Here is a 15,154-nt window from a genome sequence, read left to right on the forward strand (position 1 = left end):
ATAAGGGCAGGCAATATGTTTCGATTGGTTCACATCTCGCTGAACAACAAACGCACAATCACCCGCCCCCTGCCGACCAATACCAAAATAACAAACAATCTAGCGCTGCAAGGCAGCCCAGGCTTTTTCCAGCCGCTTGACCGAGACAGGCATAGGGGTGCGCAGTTCCTGGGCAAACAAGGACACGCGCAATTCCTCCAGCATCCAGCGGAAGTCCCGCAAGCCGCTATCAGTCGCACCTTTCAGCGCCGCGACGGCACGCTGGTACTTCGTCAGCAAGACTGACATATCCTGCATCAAGCGTTGATCGCGAGCCGGGTCGGCACGCAGCTTGTCCACCCGAGTTTGTACGGCTTTCAGGTAGCGCGGCATATGAGCCAGCTGCGCGTACTCATTGCTTTCCAGAAACAAAGTGGGCATCAGGGCATTCAATTGCAGCTGTATGTCTTTCAAAGCCTCGGGGTGTGCTTTGATTTGCGCCAGTTTCTTCTGGGCAGCACTCCATTCATTCAAGATCTGCCCGGCCAGACGCGCCACTTCCTGGGCCACCAGACCCAGACGGCTACGCCCTTCCTGTACACGGGCCTCGAACTCCGCCTGGTTCTTGGGCCAGGGTTCCATCATGCAGGACTGCTCCAGAGCCACATCAATAATCTGGTCACGCAATTGTTCCTGCGTCCCCAGGTTGATGTACAGCATGCTGATGCGGGTCAGATCCGTAATGTTCTTTTCCAGAAAGCGCACCTGCTCGCGCAAAGCCAGGCGGAACAGACGGCGCAAACCCAGTCGGTGTTGACGCTGAGCCTGGGCCGGGTCGTCAAATACATCCAGATCGCAATGGGTTTTCTTGTCAATCAAGGCGGGGTAGCCAATAAAGCTGCGTCCCTTGCGCTTGATTTCCATCAGCTCGGGCAGTTCACCAAAGCTCCAGCTGGTCAGTTGCTCGTGATCCAGCACCTGCGCCACCTGCTCGTCGCTGGCGGCCATCTGCTGGAAGGAGGCCTGCGCCTGACGGCCATGTTCGGCCTTGAGCTGGTCCAGATTTCGGCCGCCCGACAACATGCGACCATGCTCGTCAATCACCCGGAAGTTCATGAACAAGTGCGTCGCCAGCGTTTCCGGCTTGAAATCGCTGCGCTGTGGTCTTTGTTTGACGTGCGCCCACATATCCTGGGAAATCGCGTCCAGCAGGCTCATGCCCGGATCGGCCGCTTTTTCAAACCAGCGCTGGTGAAAGGCGGCGGCGTAATCGGGCAAAGGCACACAATGGCGGCGAATACGCTGTGGCAAGGATTTCAGCAACGCGAGCACTTTTTCTTTCAACATGCCGGGCACCAGCCATTCACAACGCGCGGCGTCGATCTGGTTCAAGGCGAACAAGGGCACACTCAAAGTCACCCCATCGCGCACCGAACCCGGCTCGAAGTGATAATCCAGCGCCATCTTCACACCCTGCCATTCAACGGAGCGCGGAAAGACCTCGGTGGTGATACCCGCTGCGTCGTGCTGCATCAGCTCGTCGCGGTTCAGCTCCAGGCCCTTGGCCTCCTCTTTGGACAAGCCCTTGAACCACTTTTCCAATGTGGCGGTCTGGTACACGTCCTTGGGGATGCGCTGATCGTAAAAGGCGTAGATCAGTTCCTCATCCACCAGAATGTCAGGACGGCGAGATTGGTGCTCCAAACGCTCTACCGCCTGAATTTGCTGACGGTTATGACGCAGGAAAGGCAGGTTGGAATCAATCTCGCCCGGCACCAGAGCCTGGCGCAAGAACAATTCGCGGGCCTGCACCGGATCAATGCGGCCAAAGTGAATGCGACGGCCACTGTAAATCAGCAAGCCGTACAAGGTAGCGCGCTCGTTGGCTACCACTTGGCCAGCTTTCTTCTCCCAACGCGGATCGCCCCAGGTTTTACGCAGCAAATGGGCGCCAACTTTTTCAATCCACTGCGGCTCGATACGCGCCACACAACGGGCAAAGAGTCGCGTGGTTTCCATCAACTCGCCTGCCAGAATCCAGCGGCCTGCTTTCTTGACCAGCTTGGAACCGGGGTGAATCACAAAGCGCAGCTCACGCGTGCCCTGATAGACGCCGGTTTCTTCACTCTTGTAGCCAATATTGCCGATCAGCCCCGTCAGCAAGGCCAGATGCACCTGCTCATAAGTGGCTGCCGAGGGATTGGCGACCCAGCGCTGTTCCTGCACCAGACTGCGCAATTGGGTATGAACATCACGCCACTCCCGAATGCGCAGTGGGGACAACAAAGCCTGTTTGACGCTATTGGCAAACTTGCGCTGCGAGCTTTGTTCCTGCGACAGCTCTTCCAGCCAGTTCCATAGCTTCACATAGGACAGGAACTCGGATTTGTCGTCATTGAAACGGGCATGGGCCTGATTGGCCGCCTCACGTTCGTGCACAGGGCGATCACGCGGATCTTGCACGGACATGGCCGAGGCCACGATCAGCATTTCCGTCAAACAATGATGTTCATGACCGGCCAGAATCATGCGGGCCACACGCGGGTCCACAGGCAGCTTGGCCAGAGAACGACCCACCTTGGTCAGGCGCTGCTGTTCATCCAGCGCACCCAGTTCTTGCAGAATCTGATAGCCATCGGCAATCGCCCGGCCAGTGGGCGGCTCCACAAAGGGGAAGGTTTCCACATCGTCCAGATGCAAGGCCTTCATGCGCAGAATCACCGAGGCCAGCGAGGAACGCAGAATCTCGGGATCCGTAAAGGGGGGGCGGCTCTTGAAGTCCTGTTCGTCATACAGGCGAATACAGATACCGGGGCCAATACGACCGCAACGCCCTGCCCGCTGGCTGGCCGAGGCCTGGCTGATCGCCTCAATACGCAACTGCTCGACCTTGTTGCGCCAGGAATAGCGCTTGATACGGGCCAGACCGCTATCGACCACAAAGCGTATGCCGGGTACGGTCAAGGAGGTTTCGGCCACGTTGGTCGCCAGTACCACACGACGCGCATTGCCTTTGGGGCGAAAAATACGTTCCTGATCCGCCTGCGACAGACGCGCAAACAAAGGCAGGATCACGGTATTGATGGGCTTTTCTTTTTCCAGCGCTTCGGTCGCTTCACGGATTTCGCGCTCGCCGGGCAGGAACACCAGAATATCGCCAGTACCGTGTCGGGCGCATTCCTGCACCGCATCCACAATGCCTTGCATCAGATCCCGCTCTTCCTCGGAGGCAGAGCGGCGTTCCTCGGTATCGACCAAGGACGGGTCCAGAATCGGGCGATACACAATATCGACGGGATACAGACGGCCCGACACTTCGATCACCGGCGCCTTCTTGCCCTTGTGAGCAAAGTGCTGCGCGAAACGCTCGGCATCAATCGTGGCCGAGGTAATGATCAGCTTCAGATCCGGACGCCGTGGCAGCAGCTGCTTTAAAAAGCCCAGCAGGAAGTCAATGTTCAGACTGCGTTCATGGGCTTCGTCAATAATGATGGTGTCGTAGCGACTTAATAAAGGATCGCGCTGGGACTCGGCCAGCAAAATCCCGTCCGTCATCAATTTGATGGCCGAGCGCGGCCCGGTCTTGTCATTAAAGCGGATTTGGTACCCTACCCAGTCACCAATCTCGGATTGCAGCTCCTGGGCAATACGCTTGGCGACCGACGTGGCCGCCAGACGGCGCGGCTGGGTATGGCCAATAATCTTGCCCTGCAGGCCGCGGCCCAGCTCCAGACAGATTTTGGGTAATTGGGTGGTTTTGCCCGAGCCGGTTTCACCACACACAATGACCACCTGATGGTCTTTGATCGCCTGCGCAATTTGGGCCCGTCGGGCGCTGACTGGCAGGTCATCAGGATAAGAAATTGTTGGTAAAGAGTGTGGGTTTTCAGTCAATTCGTCGGACTCATGCATGAAAGGTAGTTTCTGGTACAGACATCATTATAATTTTGGCTTGAAACCATTTGGACGCAAAGATCCCCCGCAATGAACACAGACATTCCCGACTCGTACAACGCCATCGACACCCCTGATGAATCCCAGGCACAATTTGTGCGATGGTTCAGGGAAGTGGCGCCTTATGTACACGATTTTCGTGGCAAGACGTTCGTGGTGGCCTTTGGGGGCGAGCTCATCAACGATGGGTTGCTCTACACCCTGATCCCGGACTTGTCGCTGCTGTCGGCACTGGGCATCAAGCTGGTGCTGGTGCATGGCTCACGCCCCCAGGTCAATGAGCAGCTGCGCCTGAAAGGCGAAACCACGCAATTTGGCCGCGGTACCGAGCCGACCAGTGCGGTCGCTCTGGAATGCGCCAAAGAGGCTGCCGGTGAAATTCGCCTGGATATTGAAGCCGCATTCAGCCAGGGTTTGCCCAACACCCCCATGTCACATGCCCAGATTCGCATTATTTCGGGCAACTTTGTGACCGCGCGTCCTGTGGGGGTCATTGATGGCCTGGACTTCAAACATTCCGGTGCGGTGCGCAAACTTGATGTGGACGCCATGCGCGTCATCCTGAATCAAGGAGCGCTTATTCTACTCTCCCCGCTGGGTTTTTCTCCAACCGGGGAGGCCTTTACCCTGGACATGGAAGATCTGGCGACCAGCACAGCCATCGCCCTGCGCGCTGAAAAACTGATTTTCCTGACGCCGGAGCATATTGGTCACTCCAATAATCTGGATATTGATTCAGAACTGGCCCGTGCCGATGCTGATGGCCTGCTGGCCTCGGGCAAGCTGGACCAGGACTGCTCCACCTTCCTGCGCTATGCCTCGCAAGCCGTCAAGCGCGGTATTGCCCGTGCGCACCTGGTGCCCTACAAGCAGGACGGCAGCATTTTGCTGGAAATCTTCACCCACGACGGGGTGGGCACCATGGTGGTGGAAGACACACTGGATGATTTGCGCCCGGCCAATCTGGACGATGTGGGTGCGATTGTGCAGCTGATTGAACCCCTGGAAATTGATGGCACCCTGGTGCCCCGTGGTCGTTCAGTCATCGAGCGCGAAGTGGAACGCTTCACGGTTCTGGAGCACGACGGCATTATTTACGGCTGCGTTGCCCTGATCCCCTACGAAGAAGAAAGCATGGCCGAGATGGCCTGTCTCATCGTGCACCCGGAATGGCAAGGCTCGGGCGAAGGCGAAATCCTTTTGCGTCATACCGAAGCCAAGGCCCGTGCGGCCGGTTTCAAGCGTCTGTTCGTGCTGACCACCCGCACCTCGCACTGGTTTATCAAGCGCGGTTTTGTACAAGGTGGCGTGTCGGATCTGCCCAAGGGCAAGCAGTCGCATTACAACCGCTCCCGCAACAGCATGGTCTTTATCAAGAAGCTTTAAGCCTTTGCGCTGAACTTCCAAGGTCCTGCCCACTCCAAAAAAAACAGGCAAGGCGATGCCCACGCATCGCCTTGGTGTCATCAAGCCCGGGCATGATGGGCAGCAAATCATTCGCCTGGCACATCAAGCCGCCATCGGGCTGGTTTGACGGCCTTTATGCCCTCAGTACAATACGCCCATTCAAGTATTTGATTAAAAAGGAAAGCATATGGCACGCATGATTCACTGTGTGAAGCTGAAACAGGAAGCCGAGGGCCTGGAGTTTCCCCCCTACCCCGGCGAACTGGGTACCAAGATCTGGCACTCGATCTCCAAACAGGCCTGGGCCAACTGGATGGACGTGCAAACCCGTCTGGTAAACGAGAACCGCCTGAACCTGGCTGACGCCCGTGCCCGCACGTATTTGAAAGAACAGATGGAACAATATCTGTTTGAAGACAAGGACGTGGAAGCGGACGGCTTTACCGCCCCCAGCGCTTAAGTCTTTGCAGAATGCGGATCGCTGAACGGCGGTCCGTTTTCTGAGTACAATTCTGCCCATGGCTACTCTCGCATTCCTCACACTCGCACCGCTTGATTATCGGGGCTCAGCCATGCCGCGCGGACACTTCCATTCCGTCACACCGCCCTAAGCAGGCAACGCGCCGCAAGAGCGCTCCTTTCTTGCATCCCCTACCTCTGACCGGTTCGTAGCACGCTGTTGCTATGGGCTTGTTCGGGTTTGCCTTGTGTTCCGCCTGCTCGCTGACCGAGCCGGGCACACAGGCTTGTTATCTCTGCTTGAGCGCGGTGTATTAATGTTTATTGAAAAAATTCGAACGGAGTGGTTCTCCAACGTTCGGGGTGACTTGCTGGCTGGCCTGGTCGTCGCCCTGGCACTGATCCCCGAGGCAATCGCCTTTTCCATCATTGCAGGCGTGGACCCCAAAGTGGGTCTGTATGCTTCTTTCTCCATTGCCACACTGATTGCCTTTGTCGGCGGTCGACCCGGCATGATTTCGGCGGCCACGGGGGCCATGGCTCTGGTCATGGTGACACTGGTCAAAGAACATGGCCTGGACTACCTGCTGGCGGCCACCATTCTTGCCGGTATATTGCAGATGCTGGCCGGCTTTCTACGCCTGGGTCAGCTCATGCAGTTCGTCTCACGCTCCGTCATCACCGGCTTTGTCAATGCCTTGGCCATCTTGATTTTCATGGCCCAGTTACCGGAACTGACCAATGTCAGTTGGCCGGTTTACGCCATGACAGCGGCGGGACTGCTCATCATCTACGGACTGCCTTATTTCACCAAGGCCGTGCCTTCGCCCTTGGTCGCCATCATTGTGTTGAGCATTGCCTATAGGGTGTTCGAGCTGGATATTCGTACGGTCGGCGATATGGGCGCCTTGCCGGACAGCCTGCCCAGCTTCCTGATTCCCCAGGTCCCGTTTACGTGGGAAACGCTGCAAATCATCCTGCCCTACTCGGCAACCCTGTGTGTGGTGGGCCTGCTGGAATCACTGATGACAGCCACCATCGTGGACGACATGACCGATACCGGCAGCAACAAGGACAAGGAGTGCGTGGGTCAAGGCATCGCCAATATCGCAACAGGCTTTATGGGCGGGATGGCCGGGTGTGCCATGATTGGCCAATCCGTTATCAACGTAAAGTCGGGTGGCCGTGGCCGATTGTCCACGCTGACGGCCGGTGTCGTATTGCTGATACTGGTCGTGTTTCTGGATGAGTGGGTCAGGCAAATCCCCATGGCCGCCCTGGTTGCCGTCATGATCATGGTCTCGATCAGTACCTTTAACTGGGGCTCTGTCAAAGACCTGGTGGTTCACCCCAAAACCTCCAGCGTCGTCATGCTGGCAACGGTTGTGGTAACCGTTGCCACCCACGACTTGGCCAAAGGCGTGCTGACAGGCGTTCTGTTTTCGGGCGTCTTCTTTGCCCACAAGGTCCGCCGTATCTTGCACGTCGTTTCCACCCTTAGCCAGGACGGGCAAACACGTAGCTATCTGGTTTCCGGACAAGTGTTCTTCGCCTCCTCCGAGAACTTCACCTCGCAGTTTGATTACCAGGAAAAAGTCCCTTATATCTGCATCGATGTCAGCCAGACACGCTTTTGGGATTTGACCTCGGTCGACGCGCTGGACCGGGTGGTGCTGAAACTGCGCCGTGGTGGCAGTCAAGTTGACGTTCATGGGCTGGATGCCAGCACCAGTCCCTTGGTCAAACAATTCGCCTCTTACCTGAAAATATCGTAACCAAATGAAACCCGGCACAACGTTTTGACACCGAATGGTCAAAAATCAAAAGAAATGGGAATTTTCAACAGTTATTCCTGGCTCCAGGGAAGAGAATCACGGCTGGCCTTGATGCACTCGTGGGGTGCGCGTAGGCAAGCTTAGCTCTTGCAGCTAAACGGGTTCCCTATCCCTTGCCTCTTTCTGAGCAGCCCGGCACACGCATGATGTGGTGCCGCGCAGCCGCTTACTTGCTTTACCCACAGGAAAAGAAGTTCATGAGCCGCCTAGACATACCCGTGATTGATCACTGCTCCACCCACTTGCGCTTGTGGCTGGTCAATCTGAGCTACTTGCAGGCTTTGTATGGCGCGGACTTTCACGCTTTTGTTCTGGATACCGTGCAGCGAAGGCTGCTCGATTGCGGTCTGAAAGCGGACGAGGTCTTTATTCAAGGCGATTTTGTGCTGATTGCCCTGGGCCAGTTGGGCAGGCAAAACCGTTTCCAGCGCGCCCATCCCAATACCCTGGCCCAACTGCTGGGGGCCGCGCTGGAGTGTGACCCGATTGCACACGAAGACACACGCATCTATTTGCATACACAGGTGGCCTACCATTTCGACCACCGCCAGTACGACAAGGATCTGCTGCACCCTCCCGCCCCCAACCCCTGCTCCCATAGCCACCCGGCCACCTTGGCGGCCTGGCACAAGGTATGGGCCCAGACCTACCGGGACGACATGACGCTGGCAGTACAGATGCTGGATGATTTGCAGGCTGGCCGTTTGGTGCTGGCCTTCCAGCCGGTCTACCACCTGGGTGAGCAGCACCAGAACACATACTTTTATGAAGAAGCCCTGATTCGTCACCAGGGCCAGGCTGATTACCAACTGCCTGAAGCGATTAGCGCCCTGGAGCGCCTGGGGCTGATTTCCCGGCTGGATCGCAGTGTTCTACGCAGCGTGGTTGAACTGTTAAGTGCCCAACCTGCCCTGTGTCTGGGGGCGAATCTGTCTGCCGGCTCCTTGCAGGACGATTTATGGTGGCAAGACTTGTTCAGCTATCTGGACAGCCGTCCCGATGTGGCACAACGCCTGATTCTGGAAGTGACCGAAACCGGCACAATTGCTCACAAACCCACCGCGCTGCGCCTGATTGCTCAGCTGCAAAATCTCGGGGTGCGGATCGCCCTGGATGACACCGGCTCCGGCAACAGCACCCTGGCTTTTCTGGTGCAGACCCACGCCGACATTATCAAAATTGACCGCTCTATCTTGTTGCGAGCCCGTACTCCCGGTCAGCCTGCACATTTGCTACGTAATCTGGTCAATGTTTGTGCCGACTACAGCCCTTACGTGGTGATTGAGGGCGTTGAGGATGAAGCGGATCTGGAGTTTGTGCGCCTGTCCGGGGCTCATGGTGTTCAAGGTTTTCTGCTGGCCCTGCCCACAATCCACCCACACTGGCTAAAACCTTCTGATGTGATTACCGTGCGGGATGCGGTGTACGTTCGTACCCAGTTCTACCCCGGTGAGCCTCTGGCGGATTACGGCTTTGGCTTCTAGGCGGGGAACCCAGCAGGCCAGACGCCCATTTCTCTCCCCCCAAAAAGCAAACAAGCCTTGCATGACACCATGCAAGGCTTGACGCAAGAAGGCCAGGATCAGAATCAGGCTTTGTCTTCGGATTCCGGTTCGGGCAAAGGCTCACCACGTGCCGTACGTTCGGTGTTCTTCACACCGGTGTGACGCACATCGTCACCACGCACCATGTAGATCACGCGTTCAGCCATATTCTTGGCGTGGTCACCAATACGCTCCAGCGCACGGGCGATAAAGATCAGGTCAATAGAGTGCGAGATCGTGCGCGGGTCTTCAATCATGTAAGTGATGATGTGACGCAGCGAACCCTTCCATTCACGATCCACTTCCTTGTCGCTGCGCACAATCTGTGCCGCGTGCACGGCGTCCTGGCGCGCAAAGGCGTCCAGCACATCGTTGATCATGCCAGCGACCGAGGAGCTCATGTGACGCAGCTCGACCACAGGCTCGTAGCCAGCGGTACCTTCGTGCAGACGGCGAGCCATCTTGGCGATGCGCTCGGCCTCGTCCCCGCAGCGTTCCATATCGGTCAGCATTTTGGAGATGGACAGCAACATGCGCAGGTCAATGGCGGTGGGCTGATTACGGGCGATCAGGTTGGTGATGCGCTCGTCAATCTCCACTTCCAGGCGGTTGATTTCTTTTTCACGCTCGCGAACCTGGTCAACCAGCGACATATCCCCGGTTTGCAGGGCTTCGGTCGCACTGCGAACCATCGATTCAACAATACCGCCCATCTGCAAGAACAGCGAACGGGTGGCCTCCAGATCGGAGTGAAACTGCTTATTGGTATGTTCGTTCATAGTGGCCTTCTTTAACAGCAAAATGGCTCGCGCCAGCGCTTAATCCGTGCATAGATTAAGCACCGATTATGACAGAGACATTAAAATTCAGAAACCGTTGCCCGACAGGGTACGTACCCCTTGTTGACCGGCAATCAAGGCCACACTGGCCGGGGCAATGGCGAACAGACCGCAACACACCACACCGGGCATATTGTTGATGCGCGCTTCCAAAGCAGCCGGGTCTTCAATGGACAGACCGGACACGTCCAGAATCAGGCCGCCGTTATCCGTGACAAAGCCCGTACGCTCGACGGGATTGCCGCCCAGGGCACGCAACTGACGGGCGACCGCATTCTTGGCCATGGGAATGACTTCCACCGGCAAGGGGAAAGCCCCCAGACGTTCTACCAGCTTGGAGTCGTCCACAATGCACAGAAACTTGTCCGAGACCGAAGCCACGATTTTCTCGCGAGTCAGTGCGCCACCACCGCCTTTGGTCATGTTCAGGGCGGCATCGATTTCGTCGGCACCATCGACATACCAGTCCATGCGTTCGATCGTATTCAGGTCTTGAACTTCAATGCCCAGACCTTGCAGGCGAGCAGTGGAGCGTTCCGAGCTGGACGCCGCGGCCTTGAAGGTATGCTTGTGCGCCGCCAGGGCGTCAATAAACAGATCAACCGTGGAACCTGTACCCACACCCAGAATGGAATCCGGGGTCAGGAAAGGAAGGACGTAGTCAACGGCGGCCTGGGCCACCTGTTGTTTGAGTTCGGACTGTGTGTACATGGCAGATATAAAAATCGGGGGGCTTGGCCCCCCTTTGGTTTACTTGAGAAAACGAGCGGCAAATTTGCCTTCGTTAAAGCCCACGCTGACTTCACCCTCTGGCGTAATCAGCAAGGGACGGCGTACCAGGGCAGGAAACTCGGCAATCAAGGCCAGCCATTGGGCATCGTCCTGCGGTTCTTTACGTTCCGCCGGCAGATTACGCCAGGTCATGGAAGCGCGGTTGACCAGTTTGGGCCAACCGCCCAGCTCCTGCGCCCATTGTTGCAAACGGGCCGCTTCCAAGGGATGTTCGCGGTAATCCACAAAGGTCAACGACAGACCATTTTGCTCAAACCAGGCAATCGCCTTTTGGCAGGTGCTGCAGTTTTTCAAACCATACATCGTGAACACGGCAATACTCCTTATCAATCAGGCGCGACGCTCGCGGCGTGCCTGCAAGCGATTGGCGACGACCACAAAAACACCAATCACCAAAATAAGCAGGGTTGCCAGGGCGTTGATCTCGGGCTTGAGGCCCAGACGTACGCGCGAAAAAACTTCCACCGGCAAGGTGGTAAATCCCGGACCAGACAGGAAAGAGGCAATCACCACATCGTCCAGCGACAAGGTAAAAGCCAGCAACCAGGCAGCCATCAAGGACGGCACGATCGAGGGCAGGACAACCTGGAAAAACGCTCTCAGGGGAGTGGCGCCCAGATCCAGCGCCGCTTCTTCCTGGGAGCGATCCAGCTCACGCATACGCGATTGCAGAATCACGGTGGCATAGGCGGTACACAAGACCACATGCCCGATCCAGATCGTGAAAATACCGTTCTGTTCCGGCCAGCCAAACAGGGAGTTCAGTTCCACAAACATCAGCAGCAGGGAAATGCCCAACACCACTTCCGGAATGACCAGCGGTGCGCTGACCAAACCAATGTACAGGGCAAAGCCCTTGAAGCGCCCCATGCGGGCCAGCACATAAGCAGCCCAGGTACCCAGAATGGTGGCCATGGTGGCCGTCAGCACCGCAATCAGAAAGGACAGCTTGGCGGCACTGAGCAAGGCCTTGTCCTGGAACAGGGATTCATACCAGCGGAAAGAAAAACCCGACCAGGACGTCATGATGGCCGATTCATTAAATGAAAAGACAATCAGGAACAGAATGGGGATGTACAGAAAGCCGAAGCCCAGAGTCAGAACCAGGGCACGCAACCAGAGATTAGGCTTGGTCATGAGCGGCCTCCCCGTTGTGCTTCCATTTGTCGCATCTGGCTGTACTGGAAGAAAATCAAAGGGATGATCAACAACAAGACCATCACGCAAGTCACGGCAGCGGCCATGGGCCAGTCGGCATTATTGAAGAACTCGGTCCACATGACGCGGCCCATCATCAAGGTATCGGCACCACCCAGCATTTCCGGAATGACGTACTCCCCCACTGCCGGAATAAACACCAGCATGGCACCGGCAATCACGCCGGACATGGACATGGGCAAGGTGATATTCCAGAACGCCGACCAGGGACGTGCACCCAGATCGTACGCGGCTTCCAGCAGACGCATGTCCAGCTTCACCAGATTGGCATACAGCGGCAGGATGAAAAACGGCAGATAGGCGTAGATCAAACCGATGTAAACGGCCAGATCGGTGCGGTAGATTTCCAGCGGCGCATCAATAATGCCTGTCCACAGCAAGACCTGATTGAGCAGGCCATCACCCCGCAAAATGCCTACCCAGGCATAGACGCGCAGCAGCATGGAGGTCCAGAACGGCAGAATCACCGCCAGCAAAAGCAGGCTGCGAACGGCTGGTGCGGAACGCGCAATGTAGTAGGCCACCGGGTAGCCGATCAGGATACAAAAGATCGTGGTGACGGCGGCCATCTTCAGCGAACTGACGTAGGTGGCCAAATACAGATTATCGCTGAACAGCAGGATATAGCCGCGCAGGTTCAGGACAAAGGAAATGCTTTCCTCGGCAAACTGGGCCAAGGGCGTATACGGCGGCACCCCGAAATCAAGATCGGCAAAACTGATCTTGAGCACGAGCAAAAACGGCACCAGCAGAAACAGAATCATCCACAGGAATGTGGGTGCGACCACCAGCGTGCGACTGGTGGGCAGCAGTTTGCGCCAGGACAGGTTCTTCATGTGCTCAGTACCGTTGCGCTGTCGTCGGACCAGGACACGTAGACTTCTTCGTCCACGCCGGGAGCATCAGGCTGGGCCAAGGTACCGCTGGGCATTTGCGCTTCGATCAGCATGCCGGCATCCAGACGAATCTGGTAGCGGGTATAGCTGCCCATCCAGGACACGTGGGTCACAATGCCGTGGCCCCAGTTGGTATCCTCGGAAGGCAATTCACGCCCCACCTTGATCTGCTCGGGGCGGATGGACACGTACACGTCCATGCCCAGCGGTTCGCTGATCCCGTGGCTGACATACAAGGGGCGACTTAATTCTTCGCACTCGATATGAACATGGTCGGGCTCGTCCACCGTCACCACGCCGGTGAACAGATTGGTGGAACCGATAAAGCCCGCCACAAAACGCGAGTTCGGAAAGGAATACACGTCGTAAGGCGTACCGGACTGGATGATCTGCCCGTCGGACATCACCGCCAGTCGGCTGGCCATGGTCATGGCCTCTTCCTGATCGTGGGTCACCATAATGCAAGTCACCCCCACGCGCTCCAGAATCTTGACCAGTTCAATCTGGGTTTTCTGACGAATCTGCTTGTCCAGTGCGGACATGGGCTCGTCCAGCAAGAGCAGCTTGGGACGCTTGACCAGGCTACGCGCCAGAGCGACACGCTGTTGCTGACCACCCGACAACTGATTGGGCTTGCGGCGTGAAAAACCCGCCATCTGCACCAGGTCCAGCGCCTCGAACACACGCTCGTGGATTTCGTTGCGGGGCACGCCTTCCTGCTTCAGGCCAAACGCCACATTGGCCTCGACCGACATGTGCGGGAACAGCGCATAGGACTGGAACATCATATTGACCGGCCGCCGATAAGGCGGCAGGTCGGTAATGTCCTCGTTGTCCAGGTAAATCCGACCGGAAGTCGGCTCCTCAAACCCTGCCAGCATGCGCAGCAAGGTGGACTTGCCGCTGCCCGAACTGCCCAGCAGTGCAAAAATCTCGTGACGGGCCACGTCCAGACTCACGGACTGAACAGCCACGGTGTCGCCAAAGATCTTGACGACTTCGTCCACACGCACGAAAGCATCCTCGCCATCCATCCAGGGCGAGGTTCCGGTACGGATATCTTGCATGATGCCTAGCGTCCAGACTTGAGTTCAGCCCACAGGCGCGTTTGCAGACGTTGCACCTTCAATGGCTGTGGTTTGATCACGAACAAAGTCTTGGAGACTTCGGGCGAAGGGTAAATCATGGGGTTGTCAGCCACTTCCTTGACCACGAACTCGCGCGCATCTTTATTGGCGTTCGGGTAGAACATGGTGTTGGTAATGGCAGCATGGACTTCCGGCGTTTCAATGTAGTTGATAAAGGCATGGGCCTCTTTCACATTGTTCGCACTCTTGGGGATGGCCATGGTGTCAAACCAGACCGGCGCCCCGCCTTGCGGAATGTAGTAGTCGATGGAGTACGGCTTTTTCGCCTGACGCGCGCGGTCGGCCGAGATCATCACGTCGCCAGAGAAACCGTAGACCATGCACAGATCACCCGCAGCCAGCTCGTCGATATACCCCGAGGAGCTGAACTGACGCACGTAAGGACGAATGGTCTTGAGCAGATCCAGCGCTTCGCGGTAGTCGGCTTCGTTGCTGCTGTTGGGGTCTTTGCCAATGTAGTGCAGCACGGCGGGAAATACCTGGGCGGCTTCGTCCAGGATGGAAATGCCACAGCCTTTCAGCTTCTCGGCATTTTCAGGCTTGAACAGCATGTCCCAGTTACCCAGGTCCACCTGCTCGCCCATGATTTCCTTGACCTTGGTGACGTTGTAGCCCAGGCCATTGGTGCCGTAGCCCCAGGGAATCAGGTATTCATTGCCGGGGTCCACATCCGAGAGCAAGGCCATGATGTCCGGGTCCAGGTGGGACCAGTTGGGAATCTGACTTTTATCCAGCTTCTGGAACAAACCGCCTTCGATCTGACGCGCTGCGTAATGCGTGGAGGGAACCACCACGTCGTAACCCGACTTGCCCGTCAACAACTTGGCTTGCAAGGTGTCGTTATTGTCGTAAACGTCATAACGCACCGTAATGCCCGTGGCTTTCTGAAAGCCGGACAAGGTATCGGGGGCCGTATATTCAGCCCAGTTATAGACATTAACAACCTGATTTTGTGCCTGTGCAACAGGCATGATGGCAGCAGCGGCCAGCAGGCCGGCGAGTACCTGTGGTGTGTTCATCCCAAAAGACATCACGAGTCCCCTTCCTATCGAAAGCGAAAAACCCAAAAGGCGAGATGATAAA

General features: G+C 56.7%; 12 protein-coding genes. 4 read left to right on the top strand and 8 right to left on the bottom strand.

Annotated features, from left to right (window positions below; all coding sequences use genetic code 11):
• Window positions 1-99: 99 nt before the first annotated feature.
• Entirely contained in the window at window positions 100-3,891 is a 3,792-nt protein-coding gene (hrpA, locus tag Q9R35_RS13150; protein ID WP_311219967.1) for an ATP-dependent RNA helicase HrpA, read from the bottom strand.
• 72 nt (window positions 3,892-3,963) lie between these two features.
• Here hrpA and argA point away from each other — a divergent pair, with 72 nt between their 5' ends.
• The 4 genes from argA (at window position 3,964) to Q9R35_RS13170 (ending at window position 9,118) form a co-directional block, all read left to right on the top strand.
• Window positions 3,964-5,319, top strand: coding sequence for an amino-acid N-acetyltransferase (argA, locus tag Q9R35_RS13155; protein WP_042484360.1), 1,356 nt, complete (start codon window positions 3,964-3,966; stop codon window positions 5,317-5,319).
• A 208-nt stretch (window positions 5,320-5,527) separates the two neighbouring features.
• Complete coding sequence (locus Q9R35_RS13160) at window positions 5,528-5,800, top strand: oxidative damage protection protein (RefSeq protein ID WP_009461661.1); 273 nt, start codon at window positions 5,528-5,530, stop codon at window positions 5,798-5,800.
• 316 nt (window positions 5,801-6,116) lie between these two features.
• Window positions 6,117-7,574: a SulP family inorganic anion transporter gene (locus Q9R35_RS13165; RefSeq protein ID WP_109088660.1), complete on the top strand. Its 1,458-nt coding sequence runs from the start codon at window positions 6,117-6,119 to the stop codon at window positions 7,572-7,574.
• Window positions 7,575-7,831: 257 nt separating this feature from the next.
• The gene (locus Q9R35_RS13170) at window positions 7,832-9,118 is read left to right on the top strand and encodes an EAL domain-containing protein (RefSeq protein WP_311219968.1); all 1,287 of its coding nucleotides are present in this window, start codon (window positions 7,832-7,834) and stop codon (window positions 9,116-9,118) included.
• 104 nt (window positions 9,119-9,222) lie between these two features.
• On the opposite strand, the gene phoU is transcribed toward Q9R35_RS13170, so the two are convergent.
• The 7 genes from phoU to Q9R35_RS13205 form a co-directional block, all read right to left on the bottom strand.
• Window positions 9,223-9,957, bottom strand: a complete 735-nt coding sequence (phoU, locus tag Q9R35_RS13175) for a phosphate signaling complex protein PhoU (protein WP_009461659.1) — start codon at window positions 9,955-9,957, stop codon at window positions 9,223-9,225.
• An 87-nt stretch (window positions 9,958-10,044) separates the two neighbouring features.
• Window positions 10,045-10,728, bottom strand: coding sequence for a ribose-5-phosphate isomerase RpiA (rpiA, locus tag Q9R35_RS13180; protein ID WP_042484348.1), 684 nt, complete (start codon window positions 10,726-10,728; stop codon window positions 10,045-10,047).
• Between the two features lie 39 nt (window positions 10,729-10,767).
• Window positions 10,768-11,112, bottom strand: a complete 345-nt coding sequence (locus Q9R35_RS13185) for a Spx/MgsR family RNA polymerase-binding regulatory protein (RefSeq protein WP_042484346.1) — start codon at window positions 11,110-11,112, stop codon at window positions 10,768-10,770.
• A gap of 27 nt (window positions 11,113-11,139) precedes the next feature.
• Complete coding sequence (locus tag Q9R35_RS13190) at window positions 11,140-11,946, bottom strand: ABC transporter permease subunit (RefSeq protein WP_042484343.1); 807 nt, start codon at window positions 11,944-11,946, stop codon at window positions 11,140-11,142.
• Window positions 11,943-12,863, bottom strand: coding sequence for an ABC transporter permease subunit (locus Q9R35_RS13195; protein WP_042484340.1), 921 nt, complete (start codon window positions 12,861-12,863; stop codon window positions 11,943-11,945). The genes Q9R35_RS13190 and Q9R35_RS13195 overlap by 4 nt, the downstream gene beginning before the upstream one ends.
• Window positions 12,860-13,990 carry an ABC transporter ATP-binding protein gene (locus tag Q9R35_RS13200; protein ID WP_042484336.1) on the bottom strand — a complete coding sequence of 377 codons (1,131 nt, stop codon included), beginning with the start codon at window positions 13,988-13,990 and terminating at the stop codon, window positions 12,860-12,862. Before Q9R35_RS13200 ends, Q9R35_RS13195 begins: the two co-directional genes overlap by 4 nt.
• Window positions 13,991-13,995: 5 nt before the next feature.
• On the bottom strand, window positions 13,996-15,090 hold the full coding sequence (locus Q9R35_RS13205; protein WP_404977953.1) for a polyamine ABC transporter substrate-binding protein: 1,095 nt from the start codon (window positions 15,088-15,090) through the stop codon (window positions 13,996-13,998).
• Between the last annotated feature and the right edge of the window lie 64 nt (window positions 15,091-15,154).

Origin of the sequence: Alcaligenes sp. AB3, from assembly GCF_031844565.1 — a bacterium.
GTDB lineage: Bacteria > Pseudomonadota > Gammaproteobacteria > Burkholderiales > Burkholderiaceae_B > Alcaligenes > Alcaligenes faecalis.

Excerpts from the sequence above, each read along its gene's own strand:
- Q9R35_RS13190 (WP_042484343.1), bottom strand. The coding sequence starts at position 11,946 with ATGACCAAGCCTAATCTCTGGTTGCGTGCCCTGGTTCTGACTCTGGGC.
- Q9R35_RS13205 (WP_404977953.1), bottom strand. The coding sequence starts at position 15,090 with ATGAACACACCACAGGTACTCGCCGGCCTGCTGGCCGCTGCTGCCATC.
- hrpA (WP_311219967.1), bottom strand. The coding sequence starts at position 3,891 with ATGCATGAGTCCGACGAATTGACTGAAAACCCACACTCTTTACCAACA.
- Q9R35_RS13160 (WP_009461661.1), top strand. The coding sequence starts at position 5,528 with ATGGCACGCATGATTCACTGTGTGAAGCTGAAACAGGAAGCCGAGGGC.
- Q9R35_RS13185 (WP_042484346.1), bottom strand. The coding sequence starts at position 11,112 with ATGTATGGTTTGAAAAACTGCAGCACCTGCCAAAAGGCGATTGCCTGG.
- Q9R35_RS13170 (WP_311219968.1), top strand. The coding sequence starts at position 7,832 with ATGAGCCGCCTAGACATACCCGTGATTGATCACTGCTCCACCCACTTG.
- phoU (WP_009461659.1), bottom strand. The coding sequence starts at position 9,957 with ATGAACGAACATACCAATAAGCAGTTTCACTCCGATCTGGAGGCCACC.
- argA (WP_042484360.1), top strand. The coding sequence starts at position 3,964 with ATGAACACAGACATTCCCGACTCGTACAACGCCATCGACACCCCTGAT.
- Q9R35_RS13195 (WP_042484340.1), bottom strand. The coding sequence starts at position 12,863 with ATGAAGAACCTGTCCTGGCGCAAACTGCTGCCCACCAGTCGCACGCTG.
- rpiA (WP_042484348.1), bottom strand. The coding sequence starts at position 10,728 with ATGTACACACAGTCCGAACTCAAACAACAGGTGGCCCAGGCCGCCGTT.
- Q9R35_RS13200 (WP_042484336.1), bottom strand. The coding sequence starts at position 13,990 with ATGCAAGATATCCGTACCGGAACCTCGCCCTGGATGGATGGCGAGGAT.
- Q9R35_RS13165 (WP_109088660.1), top strand. The coding sequence starts at position 6,117 with ATGTTTATTGAAAAAATTCGAACGGAGTGGTTCTCCAACGTTCGGGGT.